Genomic DNA, 20,564 nt, shown 5'->3' on the forward strand with positions numbered 1-20,564 from the left:
CAGGTCGTGGACCGCGCGTACGGTCCGCGGTTCGTCGCGCTCGCCGCGCTCGCGTTCCTCACGAGCGTGTTCTCCGCGCCGTCCGCGCAGCTGACGAACACGTTCCTGCGCGACGAGCGCGGCTTCTCCAACTCCGCGATCGCGCTCTTCCGCGCGGTCACGAACGGGGTACCCGGCGTGCTCGGTCTCGTGTTGGGCGGGCGGCTGGCCGAGAGCCGCGGTCGCCGATGGGTGACGGTCGTCGCGCTGGCCGTCTCGACCGCGATCCAGGTCGGCTTCTTCCTCGCGTCCGGGATCCTGCTGTGGCTCACGTCGACGTTCGCGATCATCGGCGCCGGGGCGGCCGCGCTCGCGATCGGGACGCTCGACGTCGAGCTGTTCCCGACGGAGGTGCGCGGCACGTCCAACTCGCTCCTGCTCGTGTGCGGCGTCGCGGGCTCCGTCGTCGGCCTCGTCGTCGCCGGGAACCTGAAGAGCGTGCTCGGTGGGTTGGGGCCGTCCATCGCGCTGTGCGGCGCCGCGCCGTTCCTCGGCGCGCTGCTCCTCGCGCCCCGGCTCCCGGAATCCGCCCACCGCACCCTCGACGATGTCAGCCCGTCGCAGATCTAACGTCACGGGCATGCGCGATGCACTGGCGGGCTTCCGCACGTCGTCGTTCACGGCCGACGGCGTGACGCGACCGGTGCACGAGATCGGCGCCGGGCCCGCGGTGGTCGTGATCGCGGAGATCCCCGGCATCACCCCCGAGGTCGCCGGCTTCGCACGACGCGTCGCGGACGCGGGGATGACCGCGGTCCTCCCCGAGCTGTTCGGCGAGCCCGGCCGACCGTTGAGCGGTGCCTACGCGGGCGGCGTGTTCTTCCGGGCGTGCATCGCGCGCGAGTTCGCAACGCTCGCGCTGAACCGCACCAGTCCCGTGACGTCCTGGTTGCGCGCGCTCGCACGCGACGCGCACAGCCGCTGCGGCGGTCCCGGGGTCGGTGTGGTCGGGATGTGCTTCACCGGCGGGTTCGCCCTCGGGATGATGCTGGACGACGACGTCGTCGCGCCCGTCCTCAGCCAGCCGTCGTTGCCGTTCCCGATCGGGAGACGACGCAAGGCCGCGGTCGGCGTGAGCGACGCCGACCTGCGACGCGTGAAGGAGCGCGTCGCGAGCGGCGTGTGCGTGCTCGGGCTCCGCTTCACCGCCGACGTCGCGGTGCCGGCGGAGCGGTTCGAGACGTTGCGCCGCGAGCTCGGCGACGGGTTCGTCGGCGTCGAGATCGACTCGTCGCCCGGGAACCCGTACGGCATCCCGCGACGGGCGCACTCGGTGCTGACGAACGACCTCGTCGACGAGCCCGGTCACCCCACGCGCGTCGCGCTCGACCGGGTCTTGGAGTTCCTGCGCGAGCGCCTCACGCCGGAGCGCCTCACGTCGTGAGGCGCGCCTCGCACTGCATCTTGCCGTTGTGGTCCAGCAGGCGGACGGCGGTCGCCTGACCGACCGTGGTCGGCGCGGCACCGCCCCACGACCCATGGCCCCCGACGACCTGCATCTGGCCGATCTGGCGGGCGCCGTTCGGTCCGTCCACGACGACCTGGTACGTCCCGCCCGGGACCCAGTAGTCGACCGACACGTATACCCACGACGGCTTGCCCTGGTACGCGAACACCTCGCCCGCCCGGCGGCCGCCTGCACCCAGCATCGGGGCGGCGCGCAGCGACGTCCCGCCGAGCGCGCGGAGCGACTGCACGTACTCGTCGTGCAACCGGTCGTGATGCGTGCCGAGCGCCCCGACCGCGGCGAACCCGCCGACCGCCGAACCCGTCGCGAGCGCGCACACGAGCGCGGCAGCCGCGGCCCAACGGGGTGGACGGAAGCGGCGCCACCCGTGCGCGCGCTCGACGCCCATCGCGCGCAGCACGTTGCGCTCGAAGCCCGTCGGCGGCTCGGCCTCGGGTGCGAGCAACGTCAGCGCGTCCACGGTGTCCGACAGCTCGGCGACGTGCGCGCGGCAGGCCGGGCACCGGTCGACGTGGAGGATCGCCTCGGCCCGCTCCGGGCCCGCGAGCACGCCCAGCGCCAGCTCGGGCGCGAGATCACGCACCTCGGAGCACCCGAACTCGCGCTCAGTCACCTTGTCCCTCCGAGACGAGCGCGGCGCGTAGTCGCAGCATGGCGGTGCGGATCCGGGTCTTCGCGGTGCCGAGCGGGATGCCCTCCGTCTCGCCGACCTCGCGCGCGGTCTGGCCATGGAAGGCGGCGAGCACGAGCGCCCGTCGCTGCTCGGCAGGCAGCTCGATGAGCGCGTTGCGGAGCCGGGCGACGTCCGCGCTGACCGCGGCGTGGTCCTCCGGGCTGCGCGCGGTCGACGGCTGCTGCATCGCGAGCACCGACTCCGGGTCGATCGCGACCGGGCGCCGCAGCCGCAACGCGTCGATCGAGAGGTTCCGGGTGATGGCGAGCAGCCACGTCGTCACCGTGCCACGCCGCGGGTCGTACGCTCCGGCGTGGCGCCAGGCGCGCACGAACGCCTCCTGGGAGATGTCCTCCGCGAGGGCGCCGTCGCCGACGATCGAGAGCGCGAGCCCGAAGACGCGCCGCTGGAACCGCCGCACGAACGCGGCGGCCGCGTCCGCATCACCGGTCGCGAGACCGGCGAGCAGTGCGTCGTCCGACACCGACCACACGCCTGTACCTACGGCCCCCGCGTCGGGACGGATTGACCCCGCCCATGAGCCCTCGGTCACGCTAGCCCCTCCCGCGCGCAATCCGCACCGGGCCCACGGTCGTAACCCCGGCGTCACGTCACACCGGACGGAACCGACCGACACCCCGGGGGGTTCGATGCGCAGGATCGTCATGCCGGCGGTGCTCGTCTCCACCGCGCTGCTCGTGCTCGGTGCGTGCGGCTCCAGCTCGAAAGGGGCCAAGAGCACGAGCACGACGACGGCGAAGACCGCCACCGCCCCGGTCGCGCTGACCGGCACGGTCACGAACAAGGGAACCAAGGACCTCGCCGGCGCGACGACGGTGTCCGTCGAGGCCGACGACTACTACTTCCAGCCGACCTTCGTGAAGGCGACGCCCGGTGCGACGCTGACCGTCCACCTGAAGAACGAGGGCAAGGCCGCGCACACGTTCACGATCGACGGCGTCGCGGACCAGATGCTGAACCCGGACCAGCAGGCGACGGTGCAGGTGAAGGTGCCCACCTCGGGTGCGCTGAACTTCTACTGCCGGTTCCACCGGGCCATGGGCATGCAGGGCGCGATCTACACGGCGCCCGGCCAGAGCGTGACGGCCGCCGCGGCGACGGGCGCGAGCGGCGCGACCACCGCGCCGCAGAGCCAGAGCACGCCGTCCACCAGCCCGGCGACGTCCGCGCCGTCGACGTCCGGCTCGTCGGGCGGCAGCTCGGGCTACGGCTACTGAGCTCCGTCCGTGACGGCCTCCGCCCGGCCGGGTGCGCGCGGCCCCGTTCGCCCGGCCGTCGCGGAGGAGGCGCGGTCCCCGGCAGCGCCGCGCGCGGCGCTCGTCCCGTGCCCCCGCGTGTCGAGACGGCCCGGTCCCCCCACACCCGGGCCGTCACAGCCGCCGCCGGGGACCGCCCCACCCCGACCTCCGGCGAGCGCGTCCCGGCCCGCCCCGGCGACACGCTCGACGTCGGCGCGCTCCCCGCTCACCACCAGGTACTCGACGTTGCGGAGGTGCGAGACCGTCCCGACGCGCACGCCGCGCAGGTCGTGCACGCCGATCTGCGCACCGACGTAGCGCTTCGAGTCGACGGCGAGCACGTCGACCGTGCCGCGAACCGCGCACATGTCACGCAAGTCGTCGAGCGTGATCCACGACTCGTCGTTGTACGACAGGACGACGACACGCGCGTCGACCTCGCGGACGAGCGCGGCGAGCGCGTCGGGCATCTCGGCGCGGGAGTTGAAGACGCTGCGCGTGTGCGGCTCCCGCGCGTCGATGCGCTTGCACGCGACGCCGTAGTGGGCGGGCGCGTCCCACGCGACGAGCGTCTCCCAGATGTGGTAGTTCGTGAAGTAGCGGTGCTGGTTGTAAGGCGGGTCGAGGTACGCGAAGTCGACGGGCGCGAGCGAACGCACGAGCGTGCACGCGTCCGCGTGCCGCGCGGCTCCTGCTCCCGCGACGAGACGGGGCACCCGCAACGTGAGGGGCTTGAAGGAGCGGGGCGCCCATCGCTTGACGTACGCCATCTGCACGCCGGTCGTCGAGTCGACGCGGTCGGCCGCCTCGATGAGGCTCGTCAGCAGGATCGGGTACAGCGGTGTGTCGCGGTGGTCGCGCTCGATCGCGTCACGGATCGCGTCGACGCGCGCGCCGTTGTGCGGCTGGAAGAACCGTGACCGGACGCAGAACGTCTCGGTGAAGTAGCCGGGAGCGGGCGGGAGCGCGTCGAGGCTCGTCACGGCGTCGTCGAGTGCATCCGTGTCGATCGCGCGCCCGTCGGTCTCGACGTAGCAGCGCGCGAGGACGTGCGAGTACCGCGCCGTGTCGACCGCGGTGACGTGCGCGCCGCGCCGCTTGAGCTCCTGCGCGACGCGCGTCGTACCGGTGAACAGGTCGAGCGCGGTGCGCGCCTCGACCGCTCCCGCCATCGCGCCGAGGACGGGGACGAGCCGGCGCTTCGACCCGATGTACTTGATCACGGGATGAGCTCAGGTCCGCCGGAAGCCGTGACCGAAGAAGCCGCCCCGCGGCCGTGCATGCGCGTGGTAGTGGTCGGGGATGTTGCGCATGTTGTCGTCGACGTAGTGCTCGACGGTGAGCTGCTCGCCCGCGACGCGCGCGAGCTGCTCGTGCATGTGCTCGAGGTGATCGGCCGGTGGGGTGACACCGTGGTGGCGCCACACCACCATCGGCACCGCGCAGATCTCGCACTCCGCGATCCAGCACACGTCGTCCTCGTGGTACCACGGCGTGATCCGCGCGGCCTCGCACAGGTCGCAGTCGGCGTCCGCGGGCGGAGGCGTGAACACAGCCGGGTCCGTCATCGGCGTGCGACCCTACGCGGACCCTACGCGGACCCGTCGAGCGCGCTGCGCAGCTCGGCGACGAACCGGCCGGCCTCCTCCGGGCCGCCTCCTTGGAGCAGTCGGCGCACGAGCGCGCTCCCGACGACGACACCGTCGGCGACCGCGCTCGCGGCGACCGCCTGTTGCGGTGTCGAGATCCCGACGCCGAGCAGCACCGGCATGTCGGTCGCGGCCTTGCACCGCCGTCCCATCTCGATCGCCTGCGACGGGAGCTCGGCCCGCTCCCCCGTCACGCCCATCAGCGCGACCGCGTACAGGAAGCCGCGCGAGCGCGCGCAGATGCGCGCGAGCCGCTCGTCGGGCGTCGTCGGCGCCGCGAGCAACACGGTCTCCACACCCGCGCGGTCGGCTGCGTCGGCCCAGCCGTCGAGCTCGTCGAACGGCAGGTCGGGCACGATCGCGCCGTCGATGCCCGCGTCGGCGAGCGACGACGCGAACCGCTCGTGCCCGGCGTGCTGCACCGGGTTGTAGTACGTCATGACGGCCACGGGGACGTCGACGTCGACGGTCGCGAGCCCGGCGACGATCGCGTCGGGCGTCGCGCCGATGTCGAGCGCGCGCTGCGACGCCTCCTGGACCGTCTTGCCGTCCATGACCGGGTCGGAGAACGGGATGCCGACCTCGATCGCGTCGGCGCCGGCGGCGGCGACGGCGCGCACGACGTCGAGCCACGCGGAGCCGAGCCCGCCCGTCACGTACGGGACGAGGAGCTTGCAACCGCGCGCCCGCCGGTCCGAGAGACGACGCTCGAGGTTCACGTGCTCGGTCGCTCGCTGAGCCGTCCGGCCACCTGCATCGCGTCCTTGTCGCCGCGGCCCGACAGCGTGACGAGGACCTTCGACCCGGGTGCGAGCGACCCGTCCTGCGCAGAGCGCACCACCCACGCGAGCGCGTGCGACGACTCGAGCGCGGGCACGATGCCCTCCGTCACCGAGAGGAGCTGGAACGCCGCGATGGCCTCGTCGTCGTTCGCGCAGTCGTAGCGGGCTCGACCGCTCGCCGCGAGCTGGGCGTGCTCCGGGCCGACACCCGGATAGTCGAGACCCGCGCTGATCGAGTGCGCCTCGAGGATCTGGCCGTGCTCGTCCTGCAGGTACATCGAACGCGCGCCGTGCAGCACGCCCGGCACGCCGCGGTTGATCGACGCGCCGTGGCGGCCCGTCTCCAGCCCGAGCCCGGCGGCCTCGACGCCGACGAGCTGCGCGCGCGTGTCGAGGAAGCCGGCGAACGTGCCCAACGCGTTGGACCCGCCGCCGACGCACGCGACGACGACATCGGGATCGTCGCCGAGCAGGACGCGGCACTGCTCGCGCGCCTCCTCGCCGACGACACGCTGGAACTCGCGCACCAACCACGGGAACGGATGCGGGCCGACGACCGAGCCGATGCAGTAGTGCGTCGACTCGACGGTCGCGACCCAGTCGCGCAGAGCGTCGTTGATCGCGTCCTTCAGCGTCGCGGAGCCCGAGTGCACGGGGACGACCTCGGCACCGAGCAGCCGCATGCGGAACACGTTGAGGGCCTGCCGTTCGACGTCGACCGCGCCCATGAACACGAGGCACTCGAGCCCGAACAGCGCGGCCGCGGTCGCGGTCGCGACGCCGTGCTGGCCCGCGCCCGTCTCCGCGATGATGCGCCGCTTCCCCATGCGCCGCGTCAGCAAGGCCTGACCGAGGACGTTGTTGATCTTGTGCGAGCCGGTGTGGGTCAGGTCCTCGCGCTTGAGCCAGACGTCGACACCGAGCTGCTCCGACAGCCGGTCGCAGTACGTCACCGGCGTGGGGCGGCCCGCGTACGACTCGAGCAGCTGCGCGAACTCGGCGCGGAAGTCCTCCGTCTCGTACCACGCGGTGCGGAACTCGCGCTCGAGCTGCACGAGCGCGGGCACGAGGCTCTCGGGGACGAACCGCCCGCCGAAGTCACCGAAGCGGCCGAGGCCGGTCGGTTCGGGTCCGGGATCGCCGAGCTGCACGCGCTGGCCGCGCGCGATCGAGGCCGTCACACCTCGTCCTCGGCCCAGTCGTAGGGCCGGTCCGCGCGTGCGAACGGCGCGAGCTCGTGGTCGACGCGGTCGGACGGGTGGTGCGCGCCGTTGCCGTTGCCGTTTCCGCCCGGTGTGGCGGACAGCGCGTCCGCGGCGGCGCGCGCCTCCTCGATGAAGCGGCGCATCTTGCGTGCGTCCTTCTGGCCCGGGGCGGCCTCCACCCCCGTCGACACGTCGACGCCCCAGGGACGGACGCGCCGGATCGCCTGCCCGACGTTCTCGTGGTTCAGCCCACCGGCCAGGAGCAACCGGATCCCACCTGGCGCGCCCTCGGCGAGCGCCCAGTCGAACACCCGGCCCGAGCCCGGGCTGGGCGAGTCGACCAGGACCACGTCGGCCGGGCCGTTCGCCGCGGTCGCGAGCGCGGCGTCGCCCGCCGTGAACGCCTGGATCACGAACTGCACGCGGCGGCGCACCCACCGCACCTCGGACAGCGGCTCGCGCCCGTGCAGCTGCGCGCCGGTCAGGCCGACACGGTTGACGACCTCCACGACGCGCTCGGGACGCTCGTCGCGGAAGACGCCGACGGTGACGACACCGTGCGGCAAGCGGTGCACGATCTCGGCCGCGAGGTCGGGACGGATCTGGCGCCGGCTCGGCGCGAACACGAAGCCGAGCGCGTCGGCGCCGAGCGCGACCGCGAGGAGCGCGTCGTCCTCGTTCGTGACCCCGCAGACCTTCACGAACACGAAGCCAACGGTACTGGAAGGGCGCGCGCCCGCCGCTGCTTTCTCTCAGTCGGTCAATCTCCCGTGCAGGAAGTCGTCGTAGGCGCTGAGGTCCAGGAAGCCGTGGCCCGAGAAGTCGAACAGGATCACGCGCTCCTCGCCCAGCTCCTTCGCCGCGAGCGCTTCGTCGATCGCCGCGCGCACCGCGTGACCGGTCTCCGGCGCGGGCAGCTTGCCCTCGGTGTTCGCGAACTGGACGGACGCCTCGAACGTCTTCCCCTGCGGGTACGCGAGCGCCTCCATCCGGCCGGTCTTCACGAGGTTCGAGATGATCGGCGAGTCGCCGTGGTAGCGCAGCCCGCCGGCGTGGATCGGCGGCGGGACGAAGTCGTGACCAAGCGTGTACATCGGCAGCAACGGGGTCATGCCTGCGGTGTCACCGAAGTCGTAGTCGAAGCGTCCCTCGGTGAGGGTCGCGCACGACGACGGCTCGACCGCGACGAGCCGCACGGTGTCGTCGTCGAGGAACGGCAGCGCGATCCCGCCGAGGTTCGACCCGCCCCCGCAGCTCCCGATCACGACGTCGGGCTTCGCCTCACCCGCGAGCGCGAGCTGCTCCTTGGCCTCGAGGCCGATGACCGTCTGGTGCAGCAGGACGTGGTTCAGAACGGAACCGAGCGAGTAGTGCGTGTCGTCGCGCTGCGCGGCGTCGCGCACCGCGTCGCTGATCGCGAGACCGAGCGAACCGGGGTGATCGGGATCGTCGGCCGGTGACGGGACGACCTCGCCGCCCCACGTCTCCATCAGCACGCGCCGGTAGGGCTTCTGCTGGTACGACGCGCGGACCATGTAGACCTTGCACTCGATGCCGAACTGCCGGCACGCGAACGCCAGCGCGGTCCCCCACTGGCCCGCGCCCGTCTCGGTGGTGAGGCGCGTGACGTTCTCCGCCGCGTTGTAGAAGGCCTGCGCGACCGCGGTGTTCGGCTTGTGCGAACCCGCGGGCGACAGCGATTCGTCCTTGTAGTAGATGCGCGCCGGCGTGCCGAGCGCGCGCTCGAGCCGCTCGGCGCGCACGAGCGGCGTCGGCCGCCACAGCCGCAGCACGTCGAGGACGTCGCCGGGGATGTCGACCCACGGCTCGGTCGCGACCTCCTGCGCGATGAGCCCCATCGGGAACAGCGGCGCGAGGTCGTCCGGGCCGACGGGCTCGCGCGTCGCCGGGTGCAGCGGCGGTTGCAGCGGCTCCGCGAGGTCGGGCAGCACGTTGCGCCACGCGGTCGGCAGCTTGTCGTCGTCGAGGAAGAAACGCGTCATGTCGACGAGTGTGGCCGACCGGTCAACGCCGCGCTACTGCGTCCCTCCGCATCGCCGCGACGAGCGCGGAGGGATCGTCGCTGCGGACGAGCGCCTCGCCGACGAGCACGGCGTCGAACCCCGCGCCCGCCATGCGCGCGGCGTCGTCCGCGCTGCGGATCGCGCTCTCCGCGACCGCGACGACGTCGCGCGGGATGCGTGACGCGAGCCCGTGCGCGACAGACAGGTCCTCGGCGAAGTCGCCGAGGTCGCGGTTGTTGACGCCGACGACGCGGGCTCCCGTGCTGAGCGCGCGCTCGAGCTCCGGCTCGTCGTGGGCCTCCACCAGCACGCCGAGCCCCCATCCCTCCGCGGTCAGGCGCAGGTCGGTCAGCAACGCGTCGTCCGGGATCGCGGCGACGATGAGCAGGATCGCGTCGGCGCCCGCGCCGCGCGCCTCGACGACCTGCAGCGGGTCGACCGTGAAGTCCTTCCGCAGCACGGGGATCGTGCACGCGTCACGCGCTGCGGCGAGATCGGCGAGCGAGCCGCCGAAGTACTCGGCGTCGGTCAGCACCGACAGCGCGCTCGCACCGCCCGCCTCGTAGGCCTTCGCCGTCGCGGCGGGGTCGAGGTCCGGCGCGAGGTCGCCCTTCGACGGCGAGCGCCGCTTGCACTCCGCGATCACGGCCAGTGTGCCGTCATCGCGGCGGAGCGCGCCCCCGAAGTCGCGCGTCGGGCCGGCCGCGTGCGCGGCGTCGAGCAACGCCGCCTCACGCGTTCGGAGCGCGGCGATCTCGTCGAGCTTCGTCTCGAGGATCCGGTCGAGCACCGACATGGGCCGCCCAGTCTGTCAGCGGCAACGCCGCCGCCACGCACCTACGATCCCCCGCCTATGGCGATCAGCTTTCCGGACGGGTTCCTGTGGGGGACGGCCACGGCCGCGCACCAGGTCGAGGGCGGGAACTGGAACAACGACTGGTGGGAGTTCGAGCACCGGGACGGGACGCCCTGCGTCGAGGTGTCGGGCGACGCGGTCGACCACTTCCATCGCTACCCGTCGGACCTCGCGATGGTCGCGGGTCTCGGGTTCAACGCGTACCGCTTCTCGATCGAGTGGTCGCGCATCGAGCCCGAGGAGGGCGAGTTCTCGCGCGCCGCGCTCGACCACTACCGCCGGATGATGGCGGCGTGTCTCGAGCACGGGATGGTCCCCGTCGTCACGTTCCATCACTTCTCGACGCCGCGGTGGGCCGCGACGGGCGACACGTGGGCCGATCCCGTCACGGCCGAGCGGTTCGCGCGGTTCTGCGAGCGTGCGGTCGACGCGGTCGGCGATCTCGTCGGCATCGCGTGCACGATCAACGAGCCGAACATCGTCGCGTTGATGGGCTACATGGTCGGCGTGTTCCCGCCCGGCCGCCAGGACATCGACCAGTACGCGCGCTCGAACGACGTGCTGATCGACGCCCACAAGCGCGCGGTCGACGCGCTCAAGGCGGGTCCGGGCGACTTCCCCGTCGGCATCACGATCGCCATGGGCGACTGGGACGCGCCCGAGGGCGCCGAGGACACGCTGGCGCGGATCCGTCACCAGCACGAGGGGATCTACCTCGAGGCCGCGCGCGGCGACGACTTCGTCGGCGTGCAGGCGTACTCGCGCACGCGGCTCGGTGCCGACGGCATGCCGATCGGGCCCGAGGACGGCGTCGAGGTGCTCGACATGGGATACGAGTACTGGCCGCAGGCGCTCGAGGTCGCAGTCCGGCACGCGGCGGACGTCGCGGGCGTGCCCGTCTACGTGACCGAGAACGGCATCGGCACGACCGACGACGAGCAGCGCATCCGGTACGTGAGGTCCGCGCTCGAGGGGCTCGGCCGTTGCCTGGCCGACGGGCTCGACGTGCGGGGCTACTTCTACTGGTCCGCGATGGACAACTTCGAGTGGGCCCTCGGCTACAAGCCGCAGTTCGGTTTGATCGCCGTCGACCGCACCACACAGCTCCGCACCATGAAGCCGAGCGCCCACTGGCTCGGCGCGATCGCCCGCACCAACGTTCTGTGAAGGCTCATGCACACGATGTGTGTCTGAGGCTTCACAGAACGACTGCCCCGGGGCGCTTCACAGTTCCCTCATCCGCGCTTCACCGGCACGCGGCACGTGCCGAGTCACAATGACGTGGTGGACAAGGGCACGATCGTCGTCGTCGACGACGAGCCGAACATCGCCGATCTCGTCGACCTCTACCTGGCGCGCGACGGGTTCCGCGTCCTGAAGGCGGCGACGGGCGAGGCGGGCATCCAGGCGGTGCGCGACCAGCGGCCGCGTCTGGTGGTCCTCGACGTCGGGCTGCCCGACATGGACGGGCTCGAGGTGTGCCGGCGCATCCGGTCGACGTCGCAGGTGCCGGTCATCTTCCTGACCGCGCGCGACGGCGAGGTCGACCGCGTGCTCGGGCTCGAGCTCGGGGCCGACGACTACGTCACGAAGCCGTTCTCACCTGCCGAGCTCGTGGCGCGCGTCAAGGCGGTGCTGCGCCGCGTCGACGGCGGTCCCGGCGCCGAGATCGTCCAGGCGGGCCGCGCCGCGATCGACGTCGGCCGCCGCGAGGTGCGCATCGACGACGAGCCGGTCGAGTTCACGACGAAGGAGTTCGACCTCCTGCGCTACCTCGCGGAGCGCCCGGGCCTCGCGCTCAGCCGCCAGCAGATCCTCGACGGCGTCTGGGGCTACGACTGGTTCGGCGACGTTCGAACCGTCGACGTGCACATCGCGCAGGTCCGCAAGAAGCTCGGCGACGCGGCGACGATCAAGACCGTCCGCGGCGTCGGCTACCGGTTCGACGCGTGACGCGCGACGCGAGACGGACGACGTGAGACGAGCACCGTGAGCTGGGCGCCGCCCGTCCCCCGCAAGCACTACCTGCGCACGCGATTCGTCGCGGCGATGGTGGCGCTCGCGATCGGCGTGCTCGCGGTCACCGCGCTCGCGACGCTCGGGCTGGCGCGCAAGGCCGACACCGAGAGCGCGACGAAGGACCTGCAGGGCAAGGCGCCGAAGCTCGCGACGGTCCTCGACCAGCTCCTGCAGGCGCGACTGAGCGCAACTGGTACGGCGACGACGTTGCGCAACCGCAACCTCGTGACGAACGCGGTCCGCAGGTCGCTGCAGCTGTCCGGTGCGAGCGTCGTGACGATCCGAGCGGACGGCACGGTCGTCGACGGCTTCGGCGCGACGGGCGCCGCGAGCAACGCGCCGATCCTGCAGCTGCCGCACGGGCTGCAGACGTCGGATCTCGACCAGCGCGCGCTCGTGGCGGGGCAGGAGCAGAGCGGCCAGCGCGGGCAGCTCGTCTTCGTCGCGCACCCGCTCACGCCCGTGCCGGCCGGCACGCCCGTCCTCGTGCTGACGCAGCAGGTGCAGCGGACCGTCGCGAAGCGCGCCGGCATCTTCTTCATCCTCGCCGCGTGCATCGCGACCGCGATCGCCGCCCTCATCGCGTTCTTCCTCGCCCGGCGTCTGACCCGGCCGATCGGCGCGATGCAGGACGCGGCCCGTCGCATCGCGGGCGGCGACCTCACGGCGCGCGTCGATCTCGGTGGTCACCCGCACGACGAGCTCGCCGACCTCGCCCGCGCGCTGAACGGCATGGCAAGCGAGCTCGAGAACGCGCGCGGTCTCGAGCGGGGGTTCATCCTCAGCGTGTCGCACGACCTGCGCACCCCCCTGACGTCGATCCGCGGGTACGCGGAGGCGATCGCCGACGGCACCGTGCAGGGCGACGACGGGCTCAAGCGCTCGGCCGAGATCATCGCCTCGGAGGCGCGCCGGCTCGAGCGGCTCGTCGCCGACCTCCTCGATCTCGCCCGTCTCGATGCGCACCAGTTCTCGCTCACGCCGAGGCCGATCGACGCGGCGGAGGTCGTCGAGGCAGCCGCCCTCGCGTTCGTGCCCGCGGCCGACGATCTCGGCATCACGCTCGACGTCGACGCGCGCGAGCGCCTCCCCGCCGACGCCGACCCCGAGCGCCTGGGTCAGATCGTCGCCAACCTCGTGGAGAACGCGCTGAAGTACGCGGTCGCGCGCATCGAGGTGCGTGTCGAGCGGACGGGGAGCGACGTCGTCCTGCAGGTCGTCGACGACGGGCCCGGCATCACGACCGCCGACCTCCCCCACGTGTTCGACCGGCTGTACACGTCACGCACGATCCCGGGCCGGAAGGTCGGGACCGGGCTCGGGCTCGCGATCGTCCGCGAGCTGTCGGCCGCGATGAACGGCGCCGCGACGGTCGAGACGGGCGACACGGGCGGGACGCGCTTCGTGGTGCGCTTGCCGCTCCCTGCGTCCGTCGTACCTGGAACCGACGGCACCCCCACGTCCATGCGTCGCTGAGCGTTGCTCTACGACGACGAACGACGCATGGACAGTTCGAGGAGGCGCACGCGTGCCTCGCCGTCGTCCCAGCGCGCGGTCAGCTCGGCCGGGGGCTCGACCTCCCGGCGCGCGTAGCCGAGCGCGAGCCACGGGAAGCCCGCCGGCGTCACGCTCGTGAGCGAGCCGACGACCTTGCCGGCGTCCGTGACGAGCTCCGCGCCGCGCGGAGGCTCGGGGCCGTCGACGAGCTCGACACGGCGCAGGAACCGGTTGACGTGACCGCGCGTGTCGATGCGGCACACGAGCTCCTGGCCGATGAAGCACCCCTTCGTGAACGAGACCGCGTCGACGTCGAGGAACGCCTCCTGCGCGATCGTCCGGTCGTCGAGGTCGAGCCCCTGCCGCGGGACACCCTCGTCGATCCGGACGGCCTCGTACTCGTCTGCGCTCGCGACCTCCGCGTCGCCGCGCGCCTCGTCGACGGCGCGCTGCGGTCCGATCACGTCGAACCCGCGCGGCCTCGCGATGTCCAGCACTGCGGCGCCCCTGGCATGGGGCCGCGCGACGTCGCCGTCCCCGGTGAGCACCGACAGGCAGCCGAACTCTTCGCTGCGGTCGGCGACGTCCGCCTTCACTCGGATCCGGTACCGGTTCAGCGATGCCGCGAGACGCTCGCCGTAGCCGGGCTCGGTGTCGAGCCACAGCTCGTCCTCGCCAGCGCGGTACAGCCGGATGTCGACGTCGAGCTTCCCCTGCGGGGTGAGCAGCAGCGTGTGCGTCCACTCGCCGACGGGCACGCGCAGCACGTCCTGCGACAGCAGGTTCTGCAGGAACGTCCTCGCGTCAGGTCCCTCGACGACGACCAACCCGCGGTCCGAGCGATCGACCATCCGCGCGGTGCTCATGGCTCCCTCGGACCGGGCCGTCCCGCGCTCCACGCACGGCCCGGCTTCGTCCGCGCCGTGCTCACGGCAGCGCCGCCTCCTCCGCACGAGCGAAGTCGCGCGACGCCGCGGCTGCGGTGAGGAGCGCGCGCGCCTTGTTGTGGCACTCGAGGTCCTCGAGCTCCGGGTCGGAGTCGACGACGATCCCGGCACCCGCCTCGACGCTCGCCTGCCCGTCGCGCCACACCATCGTGCGGATCGTGATCGCGGTGTCGACGTTCCCCGAGAAGTCCACGTACCCGACGACTCCCGCGTACGGGCCGCGCTTCGTCGGCTCGAGCTCGTCGATGATCTCCATCGCCCGCACCTTCGGGGCGCCGCTCATCGTTCCCGCGGGAAAGGTCGCGCGCAGCACGTCGACCGCGTTCTTTCCTTCGGCGAGCTCACCGGTGACCTGGCTCGTCATGTGCATGACGTGCGAGTACCGCTCGAGCACCATGAGCTCCTCGACACGTTCGGTGCCGAAGCGCACGACGCGCCCGACGTCGTTGCGTGCGAGGTCGACGAGCATGACGTGCTCGGCACGCTCCTTCGGATGTTCGACGAGCTCGGCCGCCATGCGCCGGTCGTCCTCCTCGGTGCGGCCACGACGCCGCGTGCCGGCGATCGGACGGCTGATCACACGCCCGTCACGCACCTGCACCATCGTCTCGGGCGACGAGCCGACGAGCGTCGCCTCGTGGTGCCGCAAGAGGTACATGTACGGCGACGGGTTGACCTGGCGCAGCACGCGGTAGACGTCGAACGGGTCGTACTCGCCCTCGAGGTCGAAGCGCTGCGCGAGCACGACCTGGAAGATGTCGCCCGCGAGGATGTACTCGCGGGCGGCCTCGACGACGTCCGCGAACTGCGCCGGCGTCATCGTCGAGCGGAAGGGCGGGAGCTCGCTGAGCGGCTCCGGCGGCGGCGCGGACGGGAGATACGGCAACGGGCGCGCGAGCTCGTCGACGAGCGCGTCGAGCCGCGCGCAGGCGCGCTCGTACGCGTTCGTCAGCGTCGCGACGTCGGCGCCGTCCGGCACGAACACGTTCTCGATCAGGTACAGCCGCTGCCGGAAGTGGTCGAACGCGGTCACGTGACCCGTGAGCGACAGCACGGCGTCCGGCGTGCCGAGGTCGTCGACGGGCACGCTCGGGAGACGCTCGACCTCGCGCACGACGTCGTAGCCCAGATAGCCGACGACGCCGCCGTGGAACGGCGGCAGGTCCGCGAGCTGCGGCGCTCGATAGCGCGCGAGCAACGCCTCCAGCGCGCACAGCGCGCCGCGGTCGGTGGGGACGTCGCGGGGAGGCGCGACCGCGCCGTGCTCGAACGTGACGTCGCGACCACGCACGACCATCGTCAACGCGGGGTCGCGTCCCATGAACGAGAACCGGCCCCAGCGTTGCGCGTGCTCGACCGACTCGAGCAGGAACCCTTCGCCGTCGCCGACCAGCTTCGAGTACGCGGACACGGGGGTCTCGAGATCGGCGAGCACCTCGCGCCACACCGGTACGACGGTGTGGTCGGCGGCGAGGCTCAGGAACTCGTCGAGCGACGGCTTCGAGCGGGAGACGGCCATGGCGCGGTGGTCATACCGGACCGGGCGCCGACCCGCTGCCGAAGGCGCGGAAGAAGCACGAGCGCTCACCGGTGTGGCACGCGCCACGCCCTTCCTGCTCGACGACGAACAGCAGGACGTCCATGTCGCAGTCGTAGTACGCCGCGCGCACCCACTGGCGGTCGCCCGACGTCTCGCCCTTGCACCAGTACTCCTGCCGGCTGCGACTCCAGAACCACGTTCGCCCGGTGTCGAGCGTGCGCCGCAGCGCCTCGTCGTTCATCCAGGCGAACATGAGCACCTGCCCGGTCGCCTCGTCCTGCACGATCGCGGGCACGAGACCGTCGGCGTCGTACTGGACCGACGCGAGCTCGTCGTCCGTGTAGCCGATGGGTGTGGCGGTCGGTGTCGCGGGCATCACGAGCAGCGTAGTCGCCGCCGTTTCCGCCTCCCCCGTCGTTTCGCGCCCGGGCGCGTCGCTCGGCCGACCGTAGGATGCCGAGCCATGTCATCCCCGACGCCTCCGCGCGCCGAACGCCGCCCGGTGACGCTTCGCGCGCACGACGACGAGCGCGTCGACGAGTGGTACTGGCTCCGCGATCGCGACGATCCCGCCGTCGTCGCATACCTCGAGGCCGAGAACGACTACGCGCGCACGGCGCTCGCCCACACCGACGCGCTGCAGCAGCGGCTGTTCGACGAGATCAAGGGCCGAATCCAGGAGACCGACGTCTCGGCGCCCGTCCGCAAGGGGCGCTGGGACTACTTCACACGCACGATCGAGGGCCTGCAGTACGCGATCCACGGCCGCCGCCGCGCGGGCGCGCCGGTCGGCGAGGACGAGATGGTGCTGCTCGACGAGAACGTCCTCGCCGAGGGGCACGGGTTCTTCGCGCTCGGTGCGCTGAGCGTGAACCCCGCGCAGCGGCTCCTCGCGTACTCGGTCGACTTCGACGGCTCGGAGCGCTTCGAGATGCGCTTCCGCGACCTCTCGCGCGGCACCGACCTCGACGACGTCGTGCCGGACACGTACTACGGCGCGGCATGGGCGAGCGACGACCGTACGGTCCTGTACACGCGCCCCGACGAGGCGATGCGCCCGTGGCAGGTCTGGCGTCACGTCCTCGGGACGCCGGCCGCGGACGACGTGCTCGTCCACCAGGAGGACGACGACCGCTTCTACCTCGACGTCGAGCGCACGCGCACGGGTCGGTACCTGATCATCACCGCGCACTCGAAGATCACGACCGAGGTGTGGTTCGTCCCCGCGGACGACCCGACGGCGACGCCTCGCGTCGTCGAGCCGCGCCGTGAGGGCGTCGAGTACGTCGTCGAGCACCACTGGTCCCGCACCGACGGTGACCGGTTCTACGTCGTGACGAACGACGACGGTGCCGAGAACTTCAAGCTCATGCTGACGCCGGTCGCGTCGCCGGGGCGGGCGCACTGGCGCGAGGTCGTCGCCCATCGTCCCGACGTGCGGCTCGACGCGGTCGACGCGTTCGCGGACCACGTCGTGCTGTCGGAGCGCGCCGACGGGCTCGAGCAGCTGCGCGTCATGTCGTTGCGTGACGACAGCGAGCACCTGATCGAGATGCCGGAGCCCGTCTACAGCGCCGGCCTCGGCGCGAACCTCGAGTTCGAGACGCGCACCGTCCGCTACGTGTACACGTCGCTCGCCACGCCGGCGTCGTCGTACGACTACGACCTCGACGCGCGCGTCTCGGTGCTCGTCAAGCGTCAGCCCGTGCTCGGCGGGTACGACCCGACCCGGTTCCGGACCGAGCGGCTGTGGGCGACGTCGGCCGACGGGACACGGGTGCCGATCTCGCTCGTCGCGCGCGTCGACGTCGAGCGCACGGGCGACGCGCCGACGTTGCTGTACGGGTACGGCTCGTACGAGTCGTCGACCGACCCCACGTTCAGCTCGATCCGGCTCAGCCTCCTCGAGCGCGGCTGGGTGTTCGCGATCGCGCACATCCGCGGTGGCGGCGAGCTCGGCCGTCGCTGGTACGAGGACGGGAAGCTGCTGCGCAAGCGGCACACGTTCGAGGACTTCGTCGCGTGCGCGCAGCACCTCGTCGACGAGCGCTACACGTCGCCGTCACGACTCGCCGCGCGCGGCGGGAGCGCGGGCGGTCTGCTGGTGGGCGCGGTGCTCAACGAGCGCCCCGACCTCTTCCGCGCCGTCGTCGCGCAGGTCCCGTTCGTCGACGTCGTCACGACGATCCTCGACGAGACGCTGCCGCTCACCGTCACCGAGTGGGACGAGTGGGGCAACCCCGTCGAGGACGCCGAGGTGTATCGCTACATGAAGTCGTACTCGCCGTACGACAACGTGCGCGCCCAGGACTACCCGGCGATCCTCGTCACCGCAGGGCTGAACGACTCGCGCGTCGCGTACTGGGAGCCCGCGAAGTGGGTCGCGAAGCTGCGCGCGACGAAGACCGACGACAACGTGCTCGTGCTCCGGACCGAGATGGGCGCGGGCCACGGCGGCCCGTCAGGCCGGTACGACGCCTGGCGCGACGAAGCGCTCGTGCTCGCGTTCCTGATCGACCAGGTCGCTCCGGAGACGGCCGGCGCCTGACCGCGACGTGACCGGCGCCCGTCCACAGGATCGTTTACCGTCCGTTGGCCCGCTGGGGACGGTCGCGCGCCGCCTGGGCCCGTAGCGTCCCGGTGCGGGATGCGTGCCAACCGCCTGCTCGTCGTCGCCGCGGCCGTCGTCGTCGCGATCGTCGTCGCCGCGATCGTGTTCGTCGCGTCACCGGGGGGGACGCGTCATCGCGCCGCGCGTGCGCGGCCGCACGTGCTCGCGACGACGGTGACGCGCCTCGACGTCGCCGACGCCGGATGGCAGCTCCCCGCGCCGGTGTCGCGCGCCGCGGTCGTCGCCGACGGGAGCGCGATCGACATCGCGGGTGGTCTCGACCGGGCGAACGCGTCGGCCGACGGTGTGTTCCGGCTCGACCCCGCGACGGGGGCGCTCGCGCGCGCCGGTGCCCTGCCGCAGGCCACGCACGACGCCGCGGCCGCGATCGTCGCGGGCCGGCTGGTCGTGTTCGGAGGTGGCGCGCAGCACGTCACCGACGCCGTGCAGGAGCTCGACGGCACGACCGCGCATCTGGTCGCGCGCCTCCCGCAGCCGCGCGCCGATCTCGCGGCCGTGACGTCCGGGACGACGACGTATCTCGTCGGCGGATACGACGGGACCCGCCCGACGCCGGACGTACTCGCGACCGACGACGCCCGCCACTTCCGGACCGTCGCGACGTTGGCGCAGCCCGTCCGCTATCCCGCGGTCGCGGTCGCGAACGGCGCGATCTGGGTGTTCGGCGGCGAGAGTGCAGGAGCCGCGACCACCGCGGTGCAGCGCGTCGACCTCGCGACGGGGACGGCGAGCGTCGTCGCGCAGCTCCCGCAACCGGTCACCGAGGCGAGCGCGGTGACGCTCGACGGGACCATCTACGTCGCCGGCGGGCGCACGGGCGGCGCGCCGACCGCGAACGTCGTGCGGTTCGACCCGCAGCGTGGTACGAGCGTCGCCGGGACGCTGCCGGCGCCGCTCGCCGACGCGGGAGCCGCCGTCGTCGGCGACGTCGCGTACCTCGTGGGTGGCGAGTCGGCGGGACCCGTCGCGTCGGTCGTGATGCTGCGCACGGTGACGTCGACCCCGGGTCGCGCGCCGGCGACGGCGGCGCCGCCGGCCGCGTTCGACGGCCGGATGCTGATCGCGGACCGCGGGAACAACCGGCTGATCCTCGTGGACGCCGCGAAGCACGTCTCGTGGGTGTACCCGTCGTCTGCGACGGCACCTCCTCCCGCGGGCGGCTTCTACTTTCCCGACGACGCGTTCTTCGTCGACCACGGTCGCTCGATCATCTCGAACGAGGAGGAGAACGACACGATCGTCCGGATCGGGTTCCCGAGCGGTCAACTCCTGTGGAGCTACGGCCAGCCGCGTCGGCCGAGCGCGCTGCCGGGGTTCCTGAACCAGCCCGACGACGCGTACGTCCTGCCCGACGGGCGCGTCACCGTGGCCGACGCGAAGAACTGCCGCATCCTGTTCATCAGCGCGCAGGGCCAACCGCTCTCACAGATCGGCACGACGCGCCGTTGCGTGCACGACCCGCCCCGCGGTGTCGGCTATCCGAACGGCGACACCCCGCTCGCGAACGGCGACGTGCTCGTGTCGGAGATCAACGGCTCGTGGGTGTCGGAGTACACGCAGGACGGCCGGCTCGCGTGGACCGTGCACCTGCCCGTCGTCTACCCGTCCGACCCACAGCAGCTCGGCCCCGACCTGTACCTGATCGCCGACTACACACGCCCGGGCGGGATCGTCGAGTTCACGCGCGAGGGCCAGATCGTGTGGCAGTACCGGCCGCCGGCCGGGCCCGGCATGCTCGACCATCCCAGCCTCGCCGAGCGTCTCCCCAACGGCTTGATCGGCGTGAACGACGACTACCGCCACCGCGTCGCGCTCATCGACCCGCGCACCACCGCGATCGTCTGGCAGTACGGCGTGACCGACGTCCCCGGCACCGCCCCCGGGTTGCTGAACACACCGGACGGCTTCGACCTGCTCCTCGCGGACGGCACTACGCCGACCCACCCGCAGACCGGCTGACGCGACCGCCGTCTC

At 72.4% G+C, this 20,564-nt stretch carries 20 protein-coding genes; 8 read left to right on the top strand and 12 right to left on the bottom strand.

Features of this window, described 5'->3' with window-relative positions; translation table 11 throughout:
• Together VFC33_09570 and VFC33_09575 are read left to right on the top strand one after the other, a co-directional pair.
• The coding region (locus tag VFC33_09570) for an MFS transporter (GenBank protein ID HZR13488.1) at nucleotides 1-609 on the top strand (609 nt) is incomplete at its 5' end.
• Between the two features lie 10 nt (nucleotides 610-619).
• Nucleotides 620-1,423 carry a dienelactone hydrolase family protein gene (locus VFC33_09575; protein HZR13489.1) on the top strand — a complete coding sequence of 268 codons (804 nt, stop codon included), beginning with the start codon at nucleotides 620-622 and terminating at the stop codon, nucleotides 1,421-1,423.
• Here VFC33_09575 and VFC33_09580 read toward each other — a convergent pair.
• Nucleotides 1,413-2,120, bottom strand: coding sequence for a zf-HC2 domain-containing protein (locus tag VFC33_09580; GenBank protein ID HZR13490.1), 708 nt, complete (start codon nucleotides 2,118-2,120; stop codon nucleotides 1,413-1,415). The genes VFC33_09575 and VFC33_09580 overlap by 11 nt on opposite strands.
• Nucleotides 2,113-2,664, bottom strand: a complete 552-nt coding sequence (locus VFC33_09585; protein HZR13491.1) for a sigma-70 family RNA polymerase sigma factor — start codon at nucleotides 2,662-2,664, stop codon at nucleotides 2,113-2,115. The genes VFC33_09580 and VFC33_09585 overlap by 8 nt, the downstream gene beginning before the upstream one ends.
• 166 nt (nucleotides 2,665-2,830) lie before the next feature.
• Between VFC33_09585 and VFC33_09590 the strand changes: the two genes are divergently transcribed.
• Nucleotides 2,831-3,418 (top strand): cupredoxin domain-containing protein, encoded by a 588-nt coding sequence (locus VFC33_09590; GenBank protein ID HZR13492.1) that lies wholly within the window; start codon nucleotides 2,831-2,833, stop codon nucleotides 3,416-3,418.
• Here the strand turns inward: VFC33_09590 and VFC33_09595 are convergent.
• The 7 genes from VFC33_09595 to trpC are packed head-to-tail and all read right to left on the bottom strand — an operon-like array spanning nucleotide 3,412 to nucleotide 9,895.
• A complete protein-coding gene (locus tag VFC33_09595) occupies nucleotides 3,412-4,662 on the bottom strand; it encodes a DNA adenine methylase (GenBank protein ID HZR13493.1) in 1,251 nt (416 codons plus the stop codon). The genes VFC33_09590 and VFC33_09595 overlap by 7 nt on opposite strands.
• 9 nt (nucleotides 4,663-4,671) lie before the next feature.
• Entirely contained in the window at nucleotides 4,672-5,007 is a 336-nt protein-coding gene (locus tag VFC33_09600) for a hypothetical protein (protein ID HZR13494.1), read from the bottom strand.
• A 23-nt stretch (nucleotides 5,008-5,030) separates the two neighbouring features.
• Nucleotides 5,031-5,807: a tryptophan synthase subunit alpha gene (gene trpA / locus VFC33_09605; protein HZR13495.1), complete on the bottom strand. Its 777-nt coding sequence runs from the start codon at nucleotides 5,805-5,807 to the stop codon at nucleotides 5,031-5,033.
• A complete protein-coding gene (gene trpB / locus VFC33_09610) occupies nucleotides 5,804-7,021 on the bottom strand; it encodes a tryptophan synthase subunit beta (GenBank protein ID HZR13496.1) in 1,218 nt (405 codons plus the stop codon). The genes trpA and trpB overlap by 4 nt, the downstream gene beginning before the upstream one ends.
• Nucleotides 7,022-7,047: 26 nt before the next feature.
• A complete protein-coding gene (locus VFC33_09615; protein HZR13497.1) occupies nucleotides 7,048-7,782 on the bottom strand; it encodes a phosphoribosylanthranilate isomerase in 735 nt (244 codons plus the stop codon).
• 45 nt (nucleotides 7,783-7,827) lie between these two features.
• Nucleotides 7,828-9,078 carry a TrpB-like pyridoxal phosphate-dependent enzyme gene (locus tag VFC33_09620; GenBank protein ID HZR13498.1) on the bottom strand — a complete coding sequence of 417 codons (1,251 nt, stop codon included), beginning with the start codon at nucleotides 9,076-9,078 and terminating at the stop codon, nucleotides 7,828-7,830.
• Nucleotides 9,079-9,100: 22 nt separating this feature from the next.
• On the bottom strand, nucleotides 9,101-9,895 hold the full coding sequence (trpC, locus tag VFC33_09625; protein ID HZR13499.1) for an indole-3-glycerol phosphate synthase TrpC: 795 nt from the start codon (nucleotides 9,893-9,895) through the stop codon (nucleotides 9,101-9,103).
• Between the two features lie 57 nt (nucleotides 9,896-9,952).
• Here trpC and VFC33_09630 point away from each other — a divergent pair, with 57 nt between their 5' ends.
• The 3 genes from VFC33_09630 (at nucleotide 9,953) to VFC33_09640 (ending at nucleotide 13,450) form a co-directional block, all read left to right on the top strand.
• Complete coding sequence (locus VFC33_09630) at nucleotides 9,953-11,122, top strand: glycoside hydrolase family 1 protein (protein ID HZR13500.1); 1,170 nt, start codon at nucleotides 9,953-9,955, stop codon at nucleotides 11,120-11,122.
• A gap of 114 nt (nucleotides 11,123-11,236) precedes the next feature.
• Nucleotides 11,237-11,908, top strand: coding sequence for a response regulator transcription factor (locus VFC33_09635; GenBank protein ID HZR13501.1), 672 nt, complete (start codon nucleotides 11,237-11,239; stop codon nucleotides 11,906-11,908).
• Nucleotides 11,909-11,944: 36 nt separating this feature from the next.
• A complete protein-coding gene (locus tag VFC33_09640) occupies nucleotides 11,945-13,450 on the top strand; it encodes a HAMP domain-containing sensor histidine kinase (GenBank protein HZR13502.1) in 1,506 nt (501 codons plus the stop codon).
• Nucleotides 13,451-13,458: 8 nt separating this feature from the next.
• Here the strand turns inward: VFC33_09640 and VFC33_09645 are convergent, their stop codons facing one another.
• From VFC33_09645 to hisI, 3 genes are all read right to left on the bottom strand, one after another.
• Nucleotides 13,459-14,337, bottom strand: a complete 879-nt coding sequence (locus VFC33_09645; protein ID HZR13503.1) for a hypothetical protein — start codon at nucleotides 14,335-14,337, stop codon at nucleotides 13,459-13,461.
• A gap of 61 nt (nucleotides 14,338-14,398) precedes the next feature.
• Nucleotides 14,399-15,937, bottom strand: a complete 1,539-nt coding sequence (gene trpE, locus VFC33_09650) for an anthranilate synthase component I (protein HZR13504.1) — start codon at nucleotides 15,935-15,937, stop codon at nucleotides 14,399-14,401.
• A gap of 10 nt (nucleotides 15,938-15,947) precedes the next feature.
• Nucleotides 15,948-16,334 (bottom strand): phosphoribosyl-AMP cyclohydrolase, encoded by a 387-nt coding sequence (gene hisI, locus VFC33_09655; GenBank protein HZR13505.1) that lies wholly within the window; start codon nucleotides 16,332-16,334, stop codon nucleotides 15,948-15,950.
• Between the two features lie 87 nt (nucleotides 16,335-16,421).
• Between hisI and VFC33_09660 the strand changes: the two genes are divergently transcribed.
• Both VFC33_09660 and VFC33_09665 read left to right on the top strand, forming a co-directional pair.
• A complete protein-coding gene (locus VFC33_09660) occupies nucleotides 16,422-18,506 on the top strand; it encodes a S9 family peptidase (protein ID HZR13506.1) in 2,085 nt (694 codons plus the stop codon).
• Between the two features lie 99 nt (nucleotides 18,507-18,605).
• Nucleotides 18,606-20,549, top strand: coding sequence for a hypothetical protein (locus tag VFC33_09665; GenBank protein ID HZR13507.1), 1,944 nt, complete (start codon nucleotides 18,606-18,608; stop codon nucleotides 20,547-20,549).
• The last annotated feature ends 15 nt before the right edge of the window (nucleotides 20,550-20,564 follow it).

The organism is Acidimicrobiia bacterium (assembly GCA_035651955.1).
Lineage (GTDB): Bacteria > Actinomycetota > Acidimicrobiia > IMCC26256 > JAMXLJ01 > JAMXLJ01.

Bases quoted from the DNA above. Each gene is read 5' to 3' on its own strand.
- VFC33_09575 (HZR13489.1), top strand. From the start codon at position 620: ATGCGCGATGCACTGGCGGGCTTCCGCACGTCGTCGTTCACGGCCGAC.
- VFC33_09590 (HZR13492.1), top strand. From the start codon at position 2,831: ATGCGCAGGATCGTCATGCCGGCGGTGCTCGTCTCCACCGCGCTGCTC.
- VFC33_09600 (HZR13494.1), bottom strand. From the start codon at position 5,007: ATGACGGACCCGGCTGTGTTCACGCCTCCGCCCGCGGACGCCGACTGC.
- VFC33_09620 (HZR13498.1), bottom strand. From the start codon at position 9,078: ATGACGCGTTTCTTCCTCGACGACGACAAGCTGCCGACCGCGTGGCGC.
- trpC (HZR13499.1), bottom strand. From the start codon at position 9,895: ATGTCGGTGCTCGACCGGATCCTCGAGACGAAGCTCGACGAGATCGCC.
- VFC33_09630 (HZR13500.1), top strand. From the start codon at position 9,953: ATGGCGATCAGCTTTCCGGACGGGTTCCTGTGGGGGACGGCCACGGCC.
- VFC33_09645 (HZR13503.1), bottom strand. From the start codon at position 14,337: ATGAGCACCGCGCGGATGGTCGATCGCTCGGACCGCGGGTTGGTCGTC.
- trpE (HZR13504.1), bottom strand. From the start codon at position 15,937: ATGGCCGTCTCCCGCTCGAAGCCGTCGCTCGACGAGTTCCTGAGCCTC.
- hisI (HZR13505.1), bottom strand. From the start codon at position 16,334: ATGCCCGCGACACCGACCGCCACACCCATCGGCTACACGGACGACGAG.
- VFC33_09660 (HZR13506.1), top strand. From the start codon at position 16,422: ATGTCATCCCCGACGCCTCCGCGCGCCGAACGCCGCCCGGTGACGCTT.
- VFC33_09665 (HZR13507.1), top strand. From the start codon at position 18,606: ATGCGTGCCAACCGCCTGCTCGTCGTCGCCGCGGCCGTCGTCGTCGCG.